The sequence below is a fragment of the Sellimonas catena genome (assembly GCF_027924685.1).
Taxonomy (GTDB): domain Bacteria; phylum Bacillota; class Clostridia; order Lachnospirales; family Lachnospiraceae; genus Sellimonas; species Sellimonas catena.
Genome location: NZ_BSBO01000015.1, coordinates 1 through 19,502, shown reverse-complemented (window position 1 = coordinate 19,502; position 19,502 = coordinate 1). Strand labels below are relative to the sequence as shown.

At 40.2% G+C, this 19,502-nt stretch carries 19 protein-coding genes, 7 tRNA genes, 1 rRNA gene and 1 pseudogene; 3 read left to right on the top strand and 25 right to left on the bottom strand.

Annotated features, from left to right (window positions below; translation table 11 throughout):
• Positions 1-4 precede the first annotated feature (4 nt).
• The 6 genes and pseudogenes from Selli1_RS08405 to Selli1_RS18670 form a co-directional block, all read right to left on the bottom strand.
• Positions 5-142 carry a hypothetical protein gene (locus tag Selli1_RS08405; RefSeq protein WP_182466598.1) on the bottom strand — a complete coding sequence of 46 codons (138 nt, stop codon included), beginning with the start codon at positions 140-142 and terminating at the stop codon, positions 5-7.
• A 42-nt stretch (positions 143-184) separates the two neighbouring features.
• The gene (locus Selli1_RS08400) at positions 185-442 is read right to left on the bottom strand and encodes a hypothetical protein (RefSeq protein ID WP_118637922.1); all 258 of its coding nucleotides are present in this window, start codon (positions 440-442) and stop codon (positions 185-187) included.
• A 5-nt stretch (positions 443-447) separates the two neighbouring features.
• Positions 448-1,143 (bottom strand): hypothetical protein, encoded by a 696-nt coding sequence (locus Selli1_RS08395; RefSeq protein WP_118637920.1) that lies wholly within the window; start codon positions 1,141-1,143, stop codon positions 448-450.
• On the bottom strand, positions 1,130-2,578 hold the full coding sequence (gene ccpM / locus Selli1_RS08390; protein ID WP_118637918.1) for a Cys-rich peptide radical SAM maturase CcpM: 1,449 nt from the start codon (positions 2,576-2,578) through the stop codon (positions 1,130-1,132). Before ccpM ends, Selli1_RS08395 begins: the two co-directional genes overlap by 14 nt.
• A 105-nt stretch (positions 2,579-2,683) precedes the next feature.
• Positions 2,684-3,256, bottom strand: a pseudogene (locus tag Selli1_RS08385) (accessory gene regulator B family protein).
• Positions 3,225-3,416, bottom strand: coding sequence for a cyclic lactone autoinducer peptide (locus tag Selli1_RS18670; RefSeq protein WP_182466597.1), 192 nt, complete (start codon positions 3,414-3,416; stop codon positions 3,225-3,227). Before Selli1_RS18670 ends, Selli1_RS08385 begins: the two are co-directional and overlap by 32 nt.
• A gap of 262 nt (positions 3,417-3,678) precedes the next feature.
• On the opposite strand from Selli1_RS18670, the gene Selli1_RS08380 reads away from it, so the two are divergent.
• From Selli1_RS08380 to Selli1_RS08370, 3 genes are all read left to right on the top strand, one after another.
• Positions 3,679-4,029 (top strand): helix-turn-helix domain-containing protein, encoded by a 351-nt coding sequence (locus Selli1_RS08380; RefSeq protein WP_182466596.1) that lies wholly within the window; start codon positions 3,679-3,681, stop codon positions 4,027-4,029.
• A 114-nt stretch (positions 4,030-4,143) separates the two neighbouring features.
• Positions 4,144-4,851 (top strand): LytR/AlgR family response regulator transcription factor, encoded by a 708-nt coding sequence (locus tag Selli1_RS08375; RefSeq protein ID WP_087169574.1) that lies wholly within the window; start codon positions 4,144-4,146, stop codon positions 4,849-4,851.
• Between the two features lie 66 nt (positions 4,852-4,917).
• Entirely contained in the window at positions 4,918-6,180 is a 1,263-nt protein-coding gene (locus tag Selli1_RS08370) for a sensor histidine kinase (RefSeq protein WP_281872717.1), read from the top strand.
• A gap of 15 nt (positions 6,181-6,195) precedes the next feature.
• Here the strand turns inward: Selli1_RS08370 and Selli1_RS08365 are convergent, their stop codons facing one another.
• The 19 genes from Selli1_RS08365 to Selli1_RS08275 all read right to left on the bottom strand — a co-directional run.
• A complete protein-coding gene (locus Selli1_RS08365) occupies positions 6,196-6,783 on the bottom strand; it encodes a nucleoside recognition domain-containing protein (RefSeq protein WP_087169572.1) in 588 nt (195 codons plus the stop codon).
• A 47-nt stretch (positions 6,784-6,830) separates the two neighbouring features.
• Positions 6,831-8,003, bottom strand: coding sequence for an AI-2E family transporter (locus Selli1_RS08360; RefSeq protein WP_138373950.1), 1,173 nt, complete (start codon positions 8,001-8,003; stop codon positions 6,831-6,833).
• 12 nt (positions 8,004-8,015) lie between these two features.
• Complete coding sequence (locus tag Selli1_RS08355) at positions 8,016-10,622, bottom strand: calcium-translocating P-type ATPase, PMCA-type (RefSeq protein WP_191427990.1); 2,607 nt, start codon at positions 10,620-10,622, stop codon at positions 8,016-8,018.
• 324 nt (positions 10,623-10,946) lie between these two features.
• Complete coding sequence (locus Selli1_RS08350) at positions 10,947-12,059, bottom strand: ABC transporter ATP-binding protein (RefSeq protein ID WP_281872713.1); 1,113 nt, start codon at positions 12,057-12,059, stop codon at positions 10,947-10,949.
• A 141-nt stretch (positions 12,060-12,200) separates the two neighbouring features.
• Entirely contained in the window at positions 12,201-13,049 is an 849-nt protein-coding gene (gene rsmI, locus Selli1_RS08345; protein ID WP_087169568.1) for a 16S rRNA (cytidine(1402)-2'-O)-methyltransferase, read from the bottom strand.
• Positions 13,050-13,059: 10 nt separating this feature from the next.
• Complete coding sequence (locus Selli1_RS08340) at positions 13,060-13,812, bottom strand: tRNA1(Val) (adenine(37)-N6)-methyltransferase (protein WP_087169567.1); 753 nt, start codon at positions 13,810-13,812, stop codon at positions 13,060-13,062.
• The gene (locus Selli1_RS08335) at positions 13,805-14,716 is read right to left on the bottom strand and encodes a PSP1 domain-containing protein (protein WP_087169566.1); all 912 of its coding nucleotides are present in this window, start codon (positions 14,714-14,716) and stop codon (positions 13,805-13,807) included. Before Selli1_RS08335 ends, Selli1_RS08340 begins: the two co-directional genes overlap by 8 nt.
• Before the next feature lie 3 nt (positions 14,717-14,719).
• Positions 14,720-15,709: a DNA polymerase III subunit delta' gene (holB, locus tag Selli1_RS08330; protein WP_191434831.1), complete on the bottom strand. Its 990-nt coding sequence runs from the start codon at positions 15,707-15,709 to the stop codon at positions 14,720-14,722.
• A gap of 64 nt (positions 15,710-15,773) precedes the next feature.
• A complete protein-coding gene (locus Selli1_RS08325) occupies positions 15,774-16,358 on the bottom strand; it encodes a nucleoside/nucleotide kinase family protein (protein ID WP_087169564.1) in 585 nt (194 codons plus the stop codon).
• Positions 16,351-17,760 carry an aminotransferase class I/II-fold pyridoxal phosphate-dependent enzyme gene (locus tag Selli1_RS08320; protein WP_087253939.1) on the bottom strand — a complete coding sequence of 470 codons (1,410 nt, stop codon included), beginning with the start codon at positions 17,758-17,760 and terminating at the stop codon, positions 16,351-16,353. The genes Selli1_RS08325 and Selli1_RS08320 overlap by 8 nt, the downstream gene beginning before the upstream one ends.
• A gap of 70 nt (positions 17,761-17,830) precedes the next feature.
• Positions 17,831-18,373 carry a hypothetical protein gene (locus Selli1_RS08315; RefSeq protein ID WP_087253941.1) on the bottom strand — a complete coding sequence of 181 codons (543 nt, stop codon included), beginning with the start codon at positions 18,371-18,373 and terminating at the stop codon, positions 17,831-17,833.
• A 186-nt stretch (positions 18,374-18,559) separates the two neighbouring features.
• A tRNA-Lys gene (locus Selli1_RS08310) sits at positions 18,560-18,632 on the bottom strand.
• 16 nt (positions 18,633-18,648) lie between these two features.
• Positions 18,649-18,721, bottom strand: a tRNA-Phe gene (locus Selli1_RS08305).
• Between the two features lie 29 nt (positions 18,722-18,750).
• A tRNA-Met gene (locus tag Selli1_RS08300) sits at positions 18,751-18,824 on the bottom strand.
• A 51-nt stretch (positions 18,825-18,875) separates the two neighbouring features.
• A tRNA-Tyr gene (locus tag Selli1_RS08295) sits at positions 18,876-18,957 on the bottom strand.
• Positions 18,958-18,979: 22 nt separating this feature from the next.
• Positions 18,980-19,052, bottom strand: a tRNA-Thr gene (locus tag Selli1_RS08290).
• A gap of 44 nt (positions 19,053-19,096) precedes the next feature.
• Positions 19,097-19,169, bottom strand: a tRNA-Val gene (locus Selli1_RS08285).
• A gap of 4 nt (positions 19,170-19,173) precedes the next feature.
• A tRNA-Asp gene (locus Selli1_RS08280) sits at positions 19,174-19,247 on the bottom strand.
• Between the two features lie 79 nt (positions 19,248-19,326).
• A 23S ribosomal RNA gene (locus tag Selli1_RS08275) occupies positions 19,327-19,502 on the bottom strand; the annotation flags it as partial.

The following is a 19,502-nucleotide window of genomic DNA, read 5'->3' as shown; positions in this document are numbered from 1 at the left end:
TGCCTTATGGTGCAATCATGATAAAAAGCAACTGACCCATATCGACTCCTGCATCATTGCATACTGTAATGCACAAACATCCTGTCATAACCTGCATCGTTGGCATTTTACGATATACTTTTTTCCCTAATCTTTTTTCCATACTTTTCACCTCCTTTTTATTTTAGCTATCTACTGTTAATTCTTAGAATTTTAACAGTCTACGTATCATCCGTTCTATTTTTGCATAATTTTTTACATTTCCATCTATATAATCTGTTTCCGGTATATAGATATTAAACTCCCTTTCTATATCAGCACAAATCATAACTAACTCTCTTGGAGGTATACTCAATTTTTTCCCCAACAAATTTTCCTCTTTTAATTGAGGCTGTTTTTGGAAATTTATCCCTGTTCTTTTAAGAAAAATCTCATTTAATTTATTACTAATATTTTCTTTCATTTTCTTTATACTCTCTCTATTTCCACATAATTTTGCAGTCTTGTAATAATTGCTTCTGTTAATCTTTCGATTTCGTTTTGACTATCTAATGCAAAAATACATTCATTTTTTAGTCCTCTCATCGTAGAATCAACCAATTTTTTTTCAATTTCAAACGAAATAATTTCATTCTTTTTCAGAGATTCATTTAAATCTACCGCTTTATTTCTTATATTAATAAAGTCAATTTCCTCTCCTAATATTTGTTCTGTTTCTTGTTCTATTTTTTTAATATCTTCTTTTTCATAATCTCCCCAAAAAATTTGTAACACTACACAATCTGGATGAAGGATTCGTGATATGCTATACACAGTAAGCCCCATATCTTCTAAAATCTCTCTCCCAAATGAAACGGTTCCCTTTTCAATCCCAACAAGAAACAGATCATAATTATGGGTTATTTCAATTTCTTTCATATAGCGATTCGCTATCACTAATTTTTCAGATGATATTTCTGGATCTAAATATTCGTGAAGACTATATACATCATCCATTTCATCTTTAGTCAATGTATCAGTAAATAATGCTGCTTTATACCCTTTCTCCTCAAAACAATTTTTTAAATCAAATAACAATTGGAAATTATATAGTACTTCAGAAAGTCCTATCACATATACTATCGAAGTATCAATATCAAACAGCTCTCTATTAACTTCTTTCATTTTGATTTCCCTTTCTCAAAGATTCTGTTTCAAAATCATATCCCAGTTCACGTAATATACAATAATCTTTAAAAATATTTTCAATCTTTTTTCTTACGTTTGAACAATTCTGTAATAAACATTGCTTTAATTCGTTTTTGTCTTTTTCCGCATACCGTATACAAAAATCACAGTAACGATATGCCCAGCATCCTTTACACTGATCAGATGTTAAATCTTCAATATTTAAGATTCTAGTGGCTTTCTGAATATCTATTCCAGAATCGATCGTTCCTAATTTTGCCAACTCCACATTTTCACAAACCTTTTCACATGGATATAAATCTCCTTCTACTGTCAAAAATAAGCTTCTTATCCCTGGAAGACAAGGTCCGCCATGATGCCATTTTGCTGGTAACTCTATATTTTCATTTTGTTGCTTTCCTCCACGCAATAATTTTAAATACTCAATTTGGTCTCTACAAATTACAGAAGTATTTTCTTTTTTTATTTTGCCCAATTTGTTCATTAACAGTTTAAAATACTCATAATTATATTCTTCAACAAATTGATCTGATGATGTAGTTTTTTCTTTTTTCCCCTCGTCTCTGACTAATCCAGAAGTGAAATATACATCCTGAAATAATTCTTCACCCTTAAAATAGTTTCCTATACACGCATAGCTTTCTTCTGGATTGATTACTGTATTAAATCCTACATTAGAAATAAAGAAATCCCAATAATGCTCTTTTATATATCGAGCATTTTTCATAACGATATCGTAACTTCCTTTTTCACTTCCCGCAAACCTTCTATATCTATCATGAATTTCTTTAGGACCATCAAAACTAATAGTTATTCGAAACTTTTTTTCGATAAGATAATTTAAGATTTCATCCTTTAGTAACGTTCCATTAGTTGTAATAAGAAAATGAATTACTTTATCTTTTACCTTATCCTCCAAATATTCTACGCATTTTTTTATCAGATCAAATTCTAATAGCGGCTCTCCTCCGTAAAATCCAACTCGGAGCTCCTCACAAGAATCCGAATGTGATAAAATAAAGTCCATCCCCTTTTTTGCGGTTTCAAAACTCATTTTTTTATTCGTGTGTGTCCTCGTATAATATTTTCCAGAATATACACAATAATCACATCTTAAATTACACTGTTGTGTAACCTGCAGAGTCAAATTTCCCACACGATTTTTATAAAGTGAAGGTAAAAGTTTTGTTGCTGGATGTTCTGAGATCTGCACACGGGAACTTTTTAAGTATCCGCAAGTTTTTAATTTTTGAATCTGTTCATTTTCTGCCTCACCTTCATCTATTTTTAGCTTATCATACGTATCACTGTTAATTTTTAAAATTGAATCCGTATTTACATCATACAAATAATATCCTGTGGAACAGGAAAATAAATGAATAAAAGGCTTTCTAAAATTTTGTACTTCCATATCCTTTACCTCTGCATTAACTAATTGCTCAAATTTATTCTTATCTTTCTATATATTTACTTATCTCTTCAATATATAATTTTATAATATTTAATTCATTATTTTTTAATTATAAATAGTATTTTGTAATATGTTGATTACTATTTGAAGCACTTGAAATAATGCGACAAAAATATTTGCTATCATAATACTTTTCATACAATTATCACATTTGCTATTTTCTAAAATCAAAACAGTCACACAAATAATTATTTCTATTATAAATACTATTTTACAAAGATCTCTTTTTTCATTTCTATCTATTCTTTTATTTGGTGAATCAATAGGACTAAATATCAAAATAATTAATACAGAAATTAAAAAAGCAATTCTCAAACCTCAGCCTGGCACTATCATTCTTGTAATTTCAACCCCCGCAAAAATTGATAAAATAGAAAAGAAAGTACACTGTAATTCCGTTTTAGCATGATAACCTCCACTGAATTTTCGTACTATAGCAAATACAAAAACGAAACAGGCTGTAATCCTCCATTCCTGTAGTATATATCCCATAAATACCGCATAAAAAACTGGCATGATTAGTAGCTTCAAGCTTTGAATCGCATATTCATAAATTTCTCTTTCTTCTTCATCTATGCTCCCATTATCAATCATCCAAGTCACAATTTTTTTTCTCATCTTTGCACCTTCTCTGCCTCTTAAAGTTCTTCAGTTCTTCCGGGGCTTTCGGTTGAAAAATATATGCACATGACGAAGTGTTTGCCTCAATATGTAACACTTGATCCAAACATTTTTTTATCCTCCGTGAAATTCTTTCATTCAAATTATTTTGTCTCACAATTATCAACTCCTCATTTTAAATTCTGATTTTATTCTATCAAATTTTATTCTTAAAATCTTACCTTTAGGCTCTAAGGTATAATCTTTTACTTTTTTGGCAAAATCACACTAAATCGTGCAAAAAAATAATATTATGCAGAATTTTCTATGTATTTTATTGGTTATCTCTTTTCATTTATCTATAATTCCTGATCAGTTCTGTAGTTTATTCTTTCAAATTCTCTTAAAACTTGTTAGAATAAGTCAAAGGATGTGATATTATGGATGTACAATATAAATCTATTGGAAAAAGAATCAAGCTGAGAAGGAAAGAACTAAATATCAAGCAAAATGAACTTGCAGAAAAACTGAATATTTCCAATAATCATTTGTCTTCTGTCGAGAACGGAAGAGAAAAGCCAAGTCTGGAACTTCTCTTAAATATATGCGAATTATTAAATGTAACCCCTGATTATCTATTGTTAGGAAATATGCATACGAATGATATTTCTCAAGACATTCTTACCGGCTTAAGACTCTGTGCCGAGGAAGACGTCCTCTTAATTCGTAATATGATAGAACTTTTAATTAAGAGAAACCATAAAGACTGGAACAATCGAAATCTTTTATAAACTCAAAGAAAGCGTAGACAAAATAACATTTCATTATGTCTGCGCTTTTTAATTGCTATTTTAAAAAAACTTATGTAAAATAAATCCAGATACCACAGAAAGGTTGAGGATATTATGAATATTTTTATATGTGACGATGACGAAAATATCATTAACCAGCTTTCTACTTATATTCAGGAATATTTCAAAAAAAACAAATTAAAGTGTCCTGCCCTTATTCCCTGCTGCTCAGGTGAAACTCTTCTTTCAAGTCAGCAGCATCCTGACATTGTGTTTCTCGATATTGAAATGCCGGGGATGAGTGGAATTACCACCGCTGCCAAATTAAAAGAATTAAATCCGCGTGTTATTATTTTTATCGTTACTTCTTTTATGGAATATCTTGATAGTGCAATGGAAATTCATGTGTTTCGATACTTAAATAAGCCCATAGACAAGTTACGTCTTTTTCGCAACTTAAAAGATGCGCTTCGCATTTATAATGCTCAATCTCTCCAGATAGCAATTGAAACAAAATCGGAAGTTTATACTGTTTATACCAATGATATTATTTTTATTGAAGCTCGTGACCGCAAGATAACTGTTTATACAACTAATGGCTCTTATAGTTCTATTCATTCTATGAATTATTGGGTGAATAAATTAAATGGATTATCTTTTTTCCAAACACATAAAAGTTTTCTCATCAATCTTAAATATGTATGTCACTTTACTCACGACACAGTTTATTTATACGATAACCGCTTTCAAGCTTACTTAACCCGAAGAAAATATACATTATTTAAAAACACTTATTTATTATATCTAGATAGCACTAAATAAAGGATTTAAACTACTATGTTGATTTCTCTATTCTATTTTCTCATTTACTGTATAGAAGCCTGCATTTTGAAGCAATATTGTAACTCATTATTTGTGCCAAGGCGCTCGGCGGCAAAGCAATGGAGTGTTCTTTTCTTACTTTATATGATTTTATTCCTACTCTCCTTTGCAAAAAATGTTCTTCTTAATGTTTTTGCCTTTTGCTTAATGAACTGGATTTATATTTTATTTTCTTATAATCTACGATGGTACTATGCCCTTTTTCATGCAGTTATGGTAACTACCATTATGGGATTAAGTGAATTCATAGTCTCAAATGCCTTCCATCAGCTTGCACTGCACCTATATACTTCCAATAACAGCCTGCAAAATGTCATACTTTTAGGTGTTGTAAGCAAACAACTATATTTCTTTATATTATATGGCCTGTCCCATATATATAAATCAAAGTCTTCTAATATCCCACCTAATATTTCTATCGCATTTATTTTGATTTCTTTTTTATGCTTTGGAGTTACTTCTACACTATTGGTTATCGGATATTATGTTGAATTACCTTCTCATTTTGGATACTTAATGGCTTTTAGCAGCCTTTTGCTTTTGATAGTCAATATCTTCATCTACTTCCTCTTCTCCTACACCCAGCGGAAAAACGAGGAGTTTACACAAATGCATCTACAAATGCAAAAGGAATCCGATCTGGTCCATTTTTATCAGATGCTGGCCGAACAAACAGATGCCCAGAAACTTGTGATTCACGATATCAAGAAACACCTTTATGCGATTTCTTTATTGAATAATGAACATGAAAATCAAAAAATCAGCGACTACATAGAAAGACTTACTCATTCTTCTCAACTCAAGGTTTCTATGCGTGTTTGCGAGAATGACTTCCTGAACGCAATTTTCAACCGTTATCTGCAAAGATGTGAGCATCTCCATATTACATTGGATATCGATATCCGAAAGCAGGCCTTGTCGTTTATGGATGAATACGACATGATTTCCCTTTTCTGTAACCTGCTTGATAATGCAGTAGAAGCTGCCACCGGTTGCCCGGATTCTTTTATCGAAGTATATGCTGGTTTTTCAAAGTCTCATAATCTGCTTCTGCTTTCCGTGAAAAATTCGTGTATTCAGAAACCGGCCATAGATACAAAAGGCCGTTTAAAAACGCAAAAATCTCCAAATGGCATTCACGGTACTGGACTGAAAAGTGTTCTCCGTGTAGTGAAAAAATATGAAGGAAACTACGAATTATCCTACGATGAGCAGAGTCATGTTTTCTCTACTGTTATTACACTAACGAATTCAAAGGAAGAAAATTAAAAATCCCGGAGAGCCTCACGCTCTCCGGGTCTTTTTCCGATCCATCACTTTACAAAACACAATTCCTGCTGCCGTGCTGATCGTCGTCGCCACAATTCCCGCCCCAACGATCGCCGTGGGCTCCACGCTTCCGTACTGGCTGCGGAAGGCGATCACGTTGACCGGGATCAGCTGAAGGGACGAGATATTCAGGATGAGGAAGTTACACATGGCGTTGCTGGCCGATGTACTTCCGTGATTCAGTTTTCCAAGCTCCTCCATGGCTTTTAGACCTGCGGGTGTCGCGGCCCATCCGAGGCCGAGAAAGTTGGCGATGATATTCGTCGTAATGTATTCTCCTGCCTTGTGTCCTCCCGGTACTTCCGGAAACAGGAACCGGACAAAGGGTTTCAGAATCTTTGCGCCTTTTTCGATCATGCCGGCCTTTGTGGCAATCTCCATCAGCCCCATCCAGAAGGCCATCACACCCATCATGGTAATGCAAAGTGTCACAGCTTCCCCGGCAGAGTCAAGCGCCGCGTCTGTAATGTCCGGTATTTTCCCTGTAAACGCAGCGAAGATGATTCCAATCAGAATCATCCCCGCCCATAAATAATTCAGCATCGATTCCCACACTTCTTTTTTCACATTATATGTGGGAATCCGGCAGATTATTTTCCGCTCTGCTGAATATCTTTCATTTTAATATTGTTTTTCTTCAGTTTCAGGTAAACAACCTCCCTGAACAGGGCATAAAGGACAGAAACAATCGGAATAAAGATCAACATTCCGACAATTCCCATCAGGCTTCCGCCGATACTGACTGCTGCCAGTACCCAGATCGAAGGCAGGCCCACGGAATTTCCTACTACATGAGGATAGATCAGGTTTCCTTCAATCTGCTGCAATACAAGGAAGAGAACAATAAACCAGAATGCCTGAATCGGATCGATCATAAAGATCAGGAATGCTCCGATTGCGCATCCGATAAATGCTCCGAAAATCGGAATCAGTGCCGTAAAGGCAATCAGGATACCGATCAGCCATGCGTACGGCATCTTGAAAATACTCATTGCAATGACAAACATGGTTCCGAGAATCACTGCTTCCACACACTGTCCAGTCAGGAAGTTGGAAAAAGTGCGGTATGTCAGCGAGCAGACCTCAATGACCGCTTCTGCCTTTCCTTTCTCCACGAATGCAAACAGCACTTTCTTAGCCTGAACAGAAAGCTTCTCCTTCTGTAGAAGGATATAGCATGCAAATACAAACGCGATAAAAAACGTAGTAAACCCACTTACAATACTCATTGCCGCCGTCACACCGGATTCCACGATGTTTCCCGCGCCGTTTGATACCCAGTCTACAGCAACCTCGATCACCTTCTGCCAGTTAAACTCCAGCTGATTGAAATAGGCCATCACTTCTTTATTGTTGTGGAACCAGTTATCTGCCCATTCCTGTACTTTCGGAATGAACGCCTGGATGCTGGCGCCAAGTTTTGCGATCGTTCCGGTCAGCTGCGGGAGGACTCCAAAGAGAACGCCTCCCACAATGCCGATCACAAAGATAATCGTAAGAATCAGGCTGGCAGGTCTTGCAAGCTTCCGCACGGCTTTATATTTCTTTTTCCACTTTTCCTGAATCAGCCGGTTCTCAATAAAATGCATCGGTACATTAAACACAAATGCAATCGCACCACCGAGAATGAAAGGAAACAGCACACTGATCACAAATTTTACTGCCTGAATCACCATCTCATATTTCCAGAAGCACAGAATAATAAGTGCTGTAAAAACGATCAGGTGTCTTATTTTTTTCATATTCTCGTTGTTTAATTCCATATAAAGTCCCCTTTATTTTACTCCGAAACGGATTGCTTTGATACACTGAATAACCGGAATATTTAAAATTGCAAGTCCATAAACCGTCAAAAGCTGTGTTATGCTTAATGAAGTTACACTAAATATACCTTCCAGTGCCGGTATTGTCAATACGGCTGTAATCAGGACAAACCCGATCAGGAATGCTCCCTGAAGGTAGATATTATTGAAGAAACCTCTCTTAAACAGAACCGGTTTGTCGGCTTTACAGTTGTATCCGTGGAACAGCCTGGACAGACAGAGTGTTCCGAATGCCATAGTGCTTCCGAGAAGAGCGCCTTCGCTTGTATATCCAATCATAAACGCGATCATGGTCATGACACCGATGGAAAGACCTTCTGTCACAATCTTAAGAAGGAAGTCTTTTGTAAGAATCGACTCGTCTTTCTTTCTCGGTTTCTCATCCATAACATCTTTTCTGTGAGGCTCCAGTCCAAGAGCGATCGCCGGAAGACTGTCTGTCAACAGGTTGATGAACAACAGATGTACCGGTGCAAACGGAACCGGAAGTCCTGCGATAGACGCATACAGAACGGCAAGGATTGCTCCGAAGTTTCCTGACAACAGGAACTGAATGGAACTCTTGATGTTCCGGTATACATTTCTTCCGTTTTCTACTGCCTTGACAATTGTTGCAAAGTTATCATCTGTCAGTACCATGGAGGCTGCATCTTTTGCCACCTCGGTTCCTGTGATTCCCATTGCCACTCCGACATCTGCCTGTTTCAGAGCAGGTGCATCATTGACACCGTCACCGGTCATAGAAACAATGTTTCCTTTTTCCTGCCATGCTTTTACGATCCGGATCTTGTGTTCCGGTGAAACACGGGCATAAACAGAAATATGTTCTACAAAGTTTTTCAGTTCTTCATCGGACATATTTTCTATATCCGCACCCTCACATGCCTCGGACTCTTCTTTGAGAATTCCGATTCTCTTTGCAATAGCTGCTGCCGTTACTTTATGGTCACCTGTAATCATAACAGGTTTAATTCCTGCGCGGATACATTCTGCTACTGCATCTTTTGACTCTTCACGCGGCGGGTCCATCATCGAGATCAGTCCAAGGAATGTCAGATGATCTTCATCTTCGGCTGTAATTCCCTTCTTGCCTTCCAGTTTCTTATATGCAAATCCAAGAACACGAAGTCCCTGTCTGGAAAATTCCTGGTTCATTTCAGCGATGTCTTCCCGGTCTTTATCCGTCATCGGCTTTTCCTCGCCGTTTTTGCGGATCTGTTCCATTCTCTGTGAAAGGACATCTACCGCACCTTTGACAAGCATGATGGTCCCTTCTTCTGTTTCATGTACTGTGGACATTAGCTTTCTGTCACTGTCAAAAGGAACTTCAGAGATTCTTGCATATATTTCACGGGTTTTTTCCACGTCCATGCCGCAGTTTCCCGCGAATGTGACAAGCGCTGTCTCCGTAGGATCCCCAATCTCCTCACCATTGACATTCTTTGCGTCATTACAGAGAATACTTGCAAACATCAGCTTTTTCGTGTCCGCATCTTCCCGGGATACTTCACTTTTTGCCATCCTTCGTCCTGCAACGTAATAATCCTCTACTGTCATCTTGTTCTGTGTCAGTGTTCCTGTCTTATCAGAACAGATAACCGATACGCTTCCCAGACCTTCTACAGCCTGCAGCTTTCTGATAATCGCATGTTCCCTTGCCATTTTCTGAGTACCGAAAGAAAGTACGATCGTCACGATAGAGCTTAATGCCTCCGGGATTGCTGCTACCGCAAGTGCTACCGCAAACATAAATGCGTCACCAAAAGATTCTCCTCTCCATACATTGATTCCCATCAAAATCGCACAGAGAATCAGAATGAGGATGGACAGCTTCTGTCCGAACTGATCCAGGTTGACCTGAAGAGGAGTTTTCTTTTCTGATGTCGTCTTTAACAAAGATGCAATCTTACCGACTTCCGTTTCCATACCGATTCCGGTCACAACATATTTTCCTCTTCCGTATGTGACAAAGCTTCCTGAGAATGCCATGTTAACTCTGTCTCCAAGAGGTACTTCCTTTTCTATCGTATCCTCACTTTTCTCAACAGGAATACTTTCTCCTGTCAGTGCACTTTCATCAATCTTCAGACTTGCCTGCTCAATAATTCTTCCGTCTGCCGGAACCTGATCACCTGCTTCCAGAATGACGATATCTCCTACTGTTACTTCTCTGGACGGAATCTGTGTCACAATCCCGTCACGCTCTACCTTTGCTTCCGGTCCGGAAAGCTTTTTCAGACTGTTCAGAGACTTTTCTGCTTTGACAGTCTGTACCGTTCCAAGAATTGCATTAATCGTGATAACGATCAGAATAACGATCGCACTCTCCGCGTCACCCAGAAATCCCGAAATAATTGCAGAGATAATCAGAATAATTACAAGGAAATCCTTGTACTGTTCCAGAAAGATCATTCCAACACTTTTCTTTTTCTCTTCCTGTAGCTCATTTGGGCCATATTTTTTCTGATTTTCCCGGGCTTTCTCACTGGAGAGTGATTCCAGTGAGCCGTTGATGTCCATCCTGGTTTCATCAGACCCCATCTGATAATACTGTTTCATTTTCTTCCTCCTTACTTTCTTATAGGGTGTACCATTTTTTCTTTCGCGATTCATGCAGAAAAATAAAGTATAAAAAAAGAGGCTTTTACTGCATTTCGCTCATGCAATAAAAGTCTCACTGTTTCATACTCGATCCGGGCAGATAATCTGCCGTACTGACGAACCTGTAACGCTCTTTCCAAGCGCCAGTTACTCCCTTTTATTAATTAATAATATACCTATTTTTGTTTGAAATGTCAACCACTATTCTTTTCAAATTTGAAAAAACGGCTACCGCACAAAATCTGTACGGCAGCCGCTCTGAAATCTTATTTTCAAAACAGATTAGTTTGTAATTGTCATTTCTGTTTCTTTGTCGAATACGTGGATCTTTTCAGCATCGAATGCGAATTTAACTGTATCTCCGTTTCTTGCTGTTGTTCTTGGATCAACACGAGCTGTCATGTTTGCTCCTTCGTAATCGAAGTGTAAGTAAACTTCTGCACCAAGCATTTCGTATACACGGATTGTAGCTTCGATTACTGTATTCGGAGAAGATGCGATGAACATTGGCTCATCATGTACGTCTTCCGGACGAATACCAAGTACAACTGTCTTTCCTGCGTATCCTCCATCGATGAGTTTCTTAGCTTTTGCAGGCGGAAGTTCGATCTTTGCAGGTCCTACATTTAACAGAACCTTGTCTCCGGAAACTTCACACTGTGCATCAAGGAAGTTCATCTGAGGAGATCCGATGAATCCAGCTACAAACAGGTTGCATGGTTCATCATACAGTTTTCTTGGAGTATCTACCTGCTGAACAACACCAGCGTTCATAACTACGATTCTTGTACCAAGTGTCATAGCTTCTGTCTGGTCATGTGTTACATAGATGATTGTAGTACCAAGTCTCTGATGAAGTTTGGAGATCTCGATACGCATCTGTCCTCTTAATTTTGCATCCAGGTTGGAAAGAGGTTCGTCCATAAGGAATACCTTAGGATTACGAACGATCGCACGTCCCATAGCAACACGCTGTCTCTGTCCACCGGAAAGAGCCTTCGGTTTACGATCAAGCAGTTTTTCAAGGTCAAGGATCTTAGCTGCTTCACGAACCATTTTGTCGATTTCCGGTTTCGGAACTTCTCTTAATTTCAGTCCGAATGCCATGTTATCGTAAACTGTCATATGCGGATACAGAGCGTAGTTCTGGAATACCATCGCGATATCTCTGTCTTTCGGCTCAACATCGTTTACAACTTTATCGCCGATTCTTAATTCTCCTGAAGAAATTTCTTCCAGACCTGCAACCATACGAAGTGTAGTAGATTTACCACATCCTGAAGGTCCTACGAAAATGATGAATTCTTTATCTTCGATTTCAAGGTTGAAATCTTTTACAGCTTCAAAGCCGTTTGGATAAACTTTATTGATATGTCTCAATGATAAACTTGCCATTGGTGCTTCCTCCTAAATCTTAAACCGTTTTTTTCGATGTATTTAGTATAAAAAAAAATCCCAAAAAACGCTAGTGCATGATTGCACAAACATTTTTTAGGATTCTGTACAAGGTGACCAACACTTTTTTGACATATTTTGTCAGTTTTTCCGGATAAGTTTCTGATAAATATCACGCTTACTGACTCCTCTGTCTTTTGCCGTCCGCTTCATCGCTTCCTTCTTTTCGAGTCCCTGATCCAGATAGATCTGAAAATGCTCCTCTACGGAAAGCGCAAGCCATCTGGCCTTTTTTGCTTCCTCCATCTCTTCGCGGCTTTTTCCTTCCAGAACAAGCACACATTCGCCTTTCGGAGGATTCTCCTCATAAAAACGGCATGCCCCGTCGAGCGTATCCATATAAGCAGTTTCATGTTTTTTCGTGAGTTCCCTGCATATCGTGATTTTCCTGTCCCCTCCGAGAGTTTCCGCAAGTTCTTTGATTGTCTTTACAAGCCTGTGAGGCGCTTCATAGAGGATGATCGTCCTTGTCTCCTCCTTCATCTCCGAAAGAATCTGCTGCCGCTCCTTCTTATCCTGCGGCAGGAACGCCTCAAATGCAAATCTTCTGGTCGGCATGCCGGATATCGTAAGAGCCGTGATACACGCGCACGCTCCCGGAAGAGACGTCACAGTAATTCCTTCCTCCCGGCACATTTTTACAAGCTCTTCTCCCGGATCCGAAATTCCCGGTGTCCCTGCATCTGTAATCAGGGCGATATTCATTCCTTCCTGCAGCTTTTCCACCAGTTTTCGACCCTTTTCGATCTTGTTATATTCATGATAACTCGTCATAGGGGTATGGATCTCAAAATGATTCAGGAGCTTAATACTGTTTCTCGTATCTTCCGCTGCAATCAGATCCACTTCTTTTAATGTCCGTATCACCCGGAACGTCATATCCTCCAGATTTCCGATTGGAGTAGCGCACAAATATAATATTCCTGACATGGTTTCTCCTTTATTCTTCTCCTGCTCTTCCCATCCCGTAGTTGAGAAGAAGATCCCTTGTATAGCTTCCATCTTTTTCGTAGACAATCAAAGGCGGCTCTATTTGAATTCTGGATTTTCCTTTATTGCTCCCCTCTATCAGAACCATATTCGGCTCCTTGTCCACATAAGGATGAACCAGGCGCATCCGCTTCGGTTCAATGCCGTAAGCCGCCATTTTGGTGAAAATCTCCACCAGCCGGAATGGCCGGTGCACCATATAAAATCTGCCGTGGAATTTCAGAAGTCTTGCGCTTTCGCGCAGAATGTCATCCAGAGTGCAGAGCACCTCATGCCGGGCAATCGTCTTCGCGCTGTTTATGTTTGTAATCCCGTGCTGCCCGATCATATACGGCGGATTGGTGGTAATGACGTCAAAAGAAGCAGCTTTGAAATAGTCTGCCGCTTCTTTGATATCGCCTGTCTTTATAGTGATTTTATCTTCCAGATGATTGTGCTTTACGCTTCTTCTTGCCATGTCAGCACTCTCCTCCTGGATCTCCAGCCCTGTAAAGTCTTCTCCGTCAGTCTTGACTGTCATCAGAATCGGAATAATGCCTGTTCCGGTTCCGATATCAAGAGCACGTTCACCTTTCTTGACTTTTGCAAAACTGGCTAAAAGGACCGCGTCCATTCCAAAACAGAATTTCCCCGGATGTTGGATGATCTCATATCCACGTGTCTGAAGATCGTCCAGTCTCTCGCCTTCTTTTAACTTACACATTGTCCAGTTTCGACGCTCCTTCATTTTTCTCAAGTGCCGCAAGTTCCTTCATTTCTTCTTTGGACAATTTCATGTCGCTCTTCTTTCTTCTTGGTCTGAATCTCAGATCCGAAGCCTTGTATTCCCGGATTTCCTTTTCATCATTCTCCAGTGTTACAATGACTTTGACAAGCTGGCGCAGAACGCTTAAGCTCTGTACTTCTCCTTTTAATCCCTCCGGAGTCGTTACCGTATCTCCTGTAGACGGAAGTCTGCTGTTCAGCTTTTCGTAAGTCTCCTGCTCGTTTGTAAGGCAGCACATCAGTCTTCCGCATACTCCGGAAATCTTTGTCGGATTAAGGGAAAGATTCTGCTCCTTTGCCATCTTGATCGATACCGGAGCAAATTCCGACAGATATGTATGGCAGCAAAGCTCTCTTCCGCAGATTCCGATTCCTCCACGGATCTTCGTCTCATCACGCACTCCGATCTGTCTCAGCTCAATCCTTGTCCTGAAAACCGCTGCCAGATCCTTTACAAGTTCTCTGAAGTCAATTCTTCCATCTGCTGTAAAGTAGAAAAGCACTTTATTATTATCAAACGTATACTCTGCATCAATCAGCTTCATCTCAAGCTTATGCTTTCTGATTTTTTCCAGACAGATCTGAAATGCTTCTTTTTCTTTTTCCCTGTTTCGCTCTTCTATTCTCCGGTCCTCATTCGTCGCAAGGCGGATGACAGACTTTAAAGGCTGTGTAATCTGATCGTCTTCCACCTCTTTCGGTCCGATCACTACATTTCCAAATTCGATTCCTCTAGCCGTTTCAACGATTACCTGCTGACCTTTTTTTATATGGAATTTTCCAGGAGCAAAGTAATAAACCTTCCCTGCCGGACGGAATCGAACTCCTATAATTCTTGTCATATCTTAGTTCTCCTTTATAGTCAGTAGCAGAAGCTCCATCACCAGATCGAAATTTACATTTGCTTTCAGTCTTGTCTTGGCTGTCTCAAGTGCCTTGAGAATCGTCTCGATCCCTTCATAGGAGCTTGTATTTGCCCTCTCTTTGATGTACTTCATCTGATCTGAGAATATCACTCCGTTGATATCTTTCGTCGCCTTGTAAAGCAGAACGTCCCGATACCATACACTGATCAGATCCAGGATATCATCTACCTCTATCTTGTACGAGGAGAGGCTTTTCAGCGCCTTCAAAAGCTCCGGAAGCTCCATGTCCTTGATGTATTTCATCATCTGGAGCGTCTCTTCTTTGATCTCATTAAAATGCTCTGAGGTCGCGAGCATGATCGCTCTTCCCATATTTCCCTGAGCAAAAGCAGTGCAGACGTCCGCCTTATAATCCGGTATCTCCATCTGCTCCATCAGATATTTTTTTATCAGCGCATCCTTTACATTCTTGATCTTTAAAATAACACACCGTGATAAGATCGTAGGCAGAAGGCTGTCCGCATTTTCTGTAAGAAGAAAAATCACCGCATATTCCGGCGGCTCCTCTATGGTTTTCAACAACGCATTCTGTGCCTGAGGCGTCATCATGTCCGCATCCGGCACAATATAGATCTTATATTTTCCATTGTAAGGCCGGATCATAATATCATTATTAATCTGTACACGTACCTCATCCACGCTGATCGTATTCGGCTTTTCGTGAACCACCCTGATAATATCCGGATGATTTCCAGATAGAGCCTGACGGCAGGAATGACACTCATTACACGGCTCTGCTCCGCCCCGTTCACATTGAAGCGTCATCGCAAACAGCTGTGCAAACATCTTTTTTCCTGATCCGCGCTCTCCATTTAAAATATAGGCGTGGGAAATCTGGTTCTGCGTAATAGCTTTCTGAATATAAGATACTAAATCCTTACGCCCGACAACATCTTTAAATCCCGTCATTATTTTCACCTTCTTTTTCTATGTCAATCCCCGATTCTGGTAAATTTAATCCAATATAATTATATCACAAACATTTCTGAATATATAGCATTATTTCATTGAGGCAGTCTTCCAGTACTATATTTTGAAACCGCCTCTGTATGCCGCATCTGCTGAGGTTTTCCTCGGAGAAATCTTCTGTATCTGCCAGAAATCTCCTGCACATTTCCGCATATTTCGGCTTCTCCTGCATCCGCTCTCTTGAAAGTGCCCTGAAAAGACGTTCTCCATCTTCCACTTCCACGTAGACGGGTACAATCTGCCCTTTCCCGAAATAACCGCACATCTTTTCAAATGATTCCAGCGTTCCGATCATCAGATAATCCTGATCCTCCAGCCGGATTTTTCCGTCATCAGCCGTGAAATACTTCCAGATGCCGTGAACAGTATGGTATTCCCGCAGTTCAATCACCCTGTTTTCTTTCTGAAACGCATCCAGAACTTTATCATCTACAAAAAAGTACTCCTCCCCGTCCCGTTCGTTTTCACGCATCGGTCTTGTCGTATAAATCGTCACGGTATGAAGAAATGGCATTCTCTTTTTCAGTTCCTTAAAAATCGTGTCTTTTCCGGAGGAACTTTTCCCCATCAGATAGAAAATCTTACCCATTTATCCACACTCCTATTCTGTTTTCCTCTTCTGTTCCTTCAATAGTAAATCCCATATCCCGGTACTGGCAGAGCAGCTCTGCCGCCCGGGCAGAAATTCTTTCTCCCGGAACAACGATCGGACATCCCGGCGGATACAGGTATGCGAAGTCAAGCGAAATCCTGCCTGCGCACTCTTCAAAGCGTACTTTTTCTTTCTCTTCTTCGCTGACCTCATCCCGCCAGCACGGGATTCTGGCCTGCTCAGCTTTCGGAATTTCCGTCCGTATCTTTTTACTATCCTGACAGGTTTTAACCTGTTTGTCAATCTCAAGAAGCGCTTTCTCCAGACGATCAAATCCTTCTTTTGTATCCGCCACAGACGTCATTGCAAGAATATAATTTCCTGCTGTCATCTCCATCTGAAGATGGAAGGTATGGAAAAGCTTTTCGGAAAGCTCTCTGCTTGACCAGTCCGTCCCCTCTGTAGAGATAACAATTTTGGATCTGTCATACGATGTGGATTCACACAATTTCAAATGTGTCATTTTCCGGAGCTTTTCCCGCAGGCTGTCCAGATTTTCTGCATAATTACCGAAAACCTCGTCCTTCCTTGTCTCCAGCATATGAATGCATGCATCAATCCCGGCCATCAGAACGTACGATGGACTGCTTGACTGCAGTATGTGAAGATACCGCTCCACTCTTTTACGATCCACTATTGATCCGTTCATATGAAGCAACGCCGTCTGTGTCAGGGAAGGCAGCGTCTTATGTACACTGTGTATTACAATATCTGCTCCTAGTCTATTCGCATTTTCCGGAAAATAGTCATGAAATCCAAAATGTGCGCCGTGTGCTTCATCCACAATCAGCGGAATCCCGTATTTGTGTACGATTCCGGCAATTTTTTTTATATCAGAAACTACACCATCGTAAGAGGGAGAAACAATCATTACCGCGCGGATCTCTCTCCTCTGTTCCAAAATCTGCTCCACATCTGCCGCATCAATACAGCCGCTTAGTACTGCTTCCTCATTCTCCTGCTTTTTCGGATAAATATAGACCGGCTTCATCCCGAAGATTTCCACCGCATGATAAACCGATTTGTGACAGTTTCTCGCGATCAGCACCTCATCTCCTCTTCTTGTACACCCCGCCAGCGCACTCAAAATGCCGACCGTACTTCCATTTACAAGAAAATGGGTCTCTTCTGCCCCGTAGACAGAGGCCGCCCGCGTCTGCGCATCCTTTAGAATTCCTTCACAGTGATGCAGATCATCAAATCCTTCTATCTCCGTAATATCGATCCCAAAAGGAAGATTTTCCTCCATAAAGTTTACATTTCTCTTATGCCCCGGCATATGAAATGCGTAATAATCCGACTTTCCATATGCATCCAGCTTTTCATACAACGTCATAATTCCCTCCTGTAAAAAATGCTGCCCTTCCTTAAAGGGCAGCTGATTTCATTCCATATTCATGGTCCTGTTTTTACTCTGCGAATACCTTCACATTATAAACTGCATTTTGAATTTCCTCTGCAGTTTCCCTGTTTCCCGTATTCAAAACCGCTGAAATCTGACATCCATACTCCATTCCAAAGTTTCCGGATGCAATCAGATATTTTATTTCATTTTCAAGATCATATCTAATCGTAGCATAATAAAGTCCTTCACTTTCATAGGAGCGAAACTCTTCAATCTGGTAAGACATATTTCCGATAATCTCTTCATACAAGGCTGCACACTCCTGCTCTGTTTTTGGAAACTGCTCCGAGGATACACCTTCTTCTTTATATTCAATTCTGACTTCTCCAACATCTCCGGACAGTACAACACTATCGTCACTCTGATCTGTACACTCAAAATCTCCAGGCAAATCTATCTGTACTTCCTGAGTCCCCAACTTATAAACATTTTCTGATATGATACTCTGATCCGTCTCTTCGCCGCCTGAACATCCACCTGCAGCAATTATGGCAAAGAAACAGGCAATCATCAGCGCAGCCCTTATCTTACCGTAGATTCTCCTCATATTCTCTCTCCTTCTTTTCCTAATTTCAGTTTATCGTCAGAAGACCTCCATGTCAAACTTATTTCAGTTTTTTCACTAAAATCTTACATATTTTATAATAGAACCCACTTTCATATCCTGGCTTTCAGAAAATTCTGCAATACAAAAACCCCATATGAGTTATTACTCATATGAGGTCTGTTTCAGTGAAGCATCGGGGATTCGAACCCCGGACAACTTGATTAAAAGTCAAGTGCTCTACCGACTGAGCTAATGCTCCATAAATATAATTTCAATGCCCAAAGCCGGAATCGAACCAGCGACACGAGGATTTTCAGTCCTCTGCTCTACCAACTGAGCTATCTGGGCCTATCCTCAATAAAAAAGGACAAAAAAAATTGCGGGGGCAGGATTTGAACCTACGACCTTCGGGTTATGAGCCCGACGAGCTTCCAGACTGCTCCACCCCGCGTTATTATGAAGTTATTATATATTATAGCACATTTCCTATGAAATATGCAAGTGGATGGAGGTGGATTCGAACCACCGAAAGCGTTGCTAACAGATTTACAGTCTGCCCCCTTTGGCCACTCGGGAATCCATCCAGAATACCAATTAACCTGGTAGAGCCAACGATCGGACTCGAACCGATAACCTGCTGATTACAAATCAGCTGCTCTGCCAATTGAGCCACGTTGGCGTTTTTAATTTAAATGCCACGTTGGCAAAATGCCAGATTGGCAATGGGACCTATAGGGCTCGAACCTATGACCCTCTGCTTGTAAGGCAGATGCTCTCCCAGCTGAGCTAAGATCCCAAAACGACCCGGATGGGACTCGAACCCACGACCTCCGCCGTGACAGGGCGGCGCTCTAACCAACTGAGCCACCGGGCCATTTGATACTTCCATGTACCTTCAAAACCACATATAAGTCCACTTCTTTGTCATCCTGCTTTTTCCTATCCACCATTCCTTGGTTATGCCCTCGACCTATTAGTAACAGTCAGCTCCATGCATTACTGCACTTCCACCTCTGCCCTATCTACCTCGTCGTCTTCAAGGGGTCTTACTACTTCCGTATGGGATATCTCATCTTGAGGGGGGCTTCACGCTTAGATGCCTTCAGCGTTTATCCCTTCCCGGCTTGGC

Excerpts from the sequence above, each read along its gene's own strand:
- Selli1_RS08405 (WP_182466598.1), bottom strand. The coding sequence starts at position 142 with ATGGAAAAAAGATTAGGGAAAAAAGTATATCGTAAAATGCCAACGATG.
- Selli1_RS08400 (WP_118637922.1), bottom strand. The coding sequence starts at position 442 with ATGAAAGAAAATATTAGTAATAAATTAAATGAGATTTTTCTTAAAAGA.
- Selli1_RS08395 (WP_118637920.1), bottom strand. The coding sequence starts at position 1,143 with ATGAAAGAAGTTAATAGAGAGCTGTTTGATATTGATACTTCGATAGTA.
- ccpM (WP_118637918.1), bottom strand. The coding sequence starts at position 2,578 with ATGGAAGTACAAAATTTTAGAAAGCCTTTTATTCATTTATTTTCCTGT.
- Selli1_RS08380 (WP_182466596.1), top strand. The coding sequence starts at position 3,679 with ATGGATGTACAATATAAATCTATTGGAAAAAGAATCAAGCTGAGAAGG.
- Selli1_RS08375 (WP_087169574.1), top strand. The coding sequence starts at position 4,144 with ATGAATATTTTTATATGTGACGATGACGAAAATATCATTAACCAGCTT.
- Selli1_RS08365 (WP_087169572.1), bottom strand. The coding sequence starts at position 6,783 with ATGCTGAATTATTTATGGGCGGGGATGATTCTGATTGGAATCATCTTC.
- Selli1_RS08360 (WP_138373950.1), bottom strand. The coding sequence starts at position 8,003 with ATGGAATTAAACAACGAGAATATGAAAAAAATAAGACACCTGATCGTT.
- Selli1_RS08355 (WP_191427990.1), bottom strand. The coding sequence starts at position 10,622 with ATGAAACAGTATTATCAGATGGGGTCTGATGAAACCAGGATGGACATC.
- Selli1_RS08350 (WP_281872713.1), bottom strand. The coding sequence starts at position 12,059 with ATGGCAAGTTTATCATTGAGACATATCAATAAAGTTTATCCAAACGGC.
- rsmI (WP_087169568.1), bottom strand. The coding sequence starts at position 13,049 with ATGTCAGGAATATTATATTTGTGCGCTACTCCAATCGGAAATCTGGAG.
- Selli1_RS08340 (WP_087169567.1), bottom strand. The coding sequence starts at position 13,812 with ATGTGTAAGTTAAAAGAAGGCGAGAGACTGGACGATCTTCAGACACGT.
- Selli1_RS08335 (WP_087169566.1), bottom strand. The coding sequence starts at position 14,716 with ATGACAAGAATTATAGGAGTTCGATTCCGTCCGGCAGGGAAGGTTTAT.
- holB (WP_191434831.1), bottom strand. The coding sequence starts at position 15,709 with ATGACGGGATTTAAAGATGTTGTCGGGCGTAAGGATTTAGTATCTTAT.
- Selli1_RS08325 (WP_087169564.1), bottom strand. The coding sequence starts at position 16,358 with ATGGGTAAGATTTTCTATCTGATGGGGAAAAGTTCCTCCGGAAAAGAC.
- Selli1_RS08315 (WP_087253941.1), bottom strand. The coding sequence starts at position 18,373 with ATGAGGAGAATCTACGGTAAGATAAGGGCTGCGCTGATGATTGCCTGT.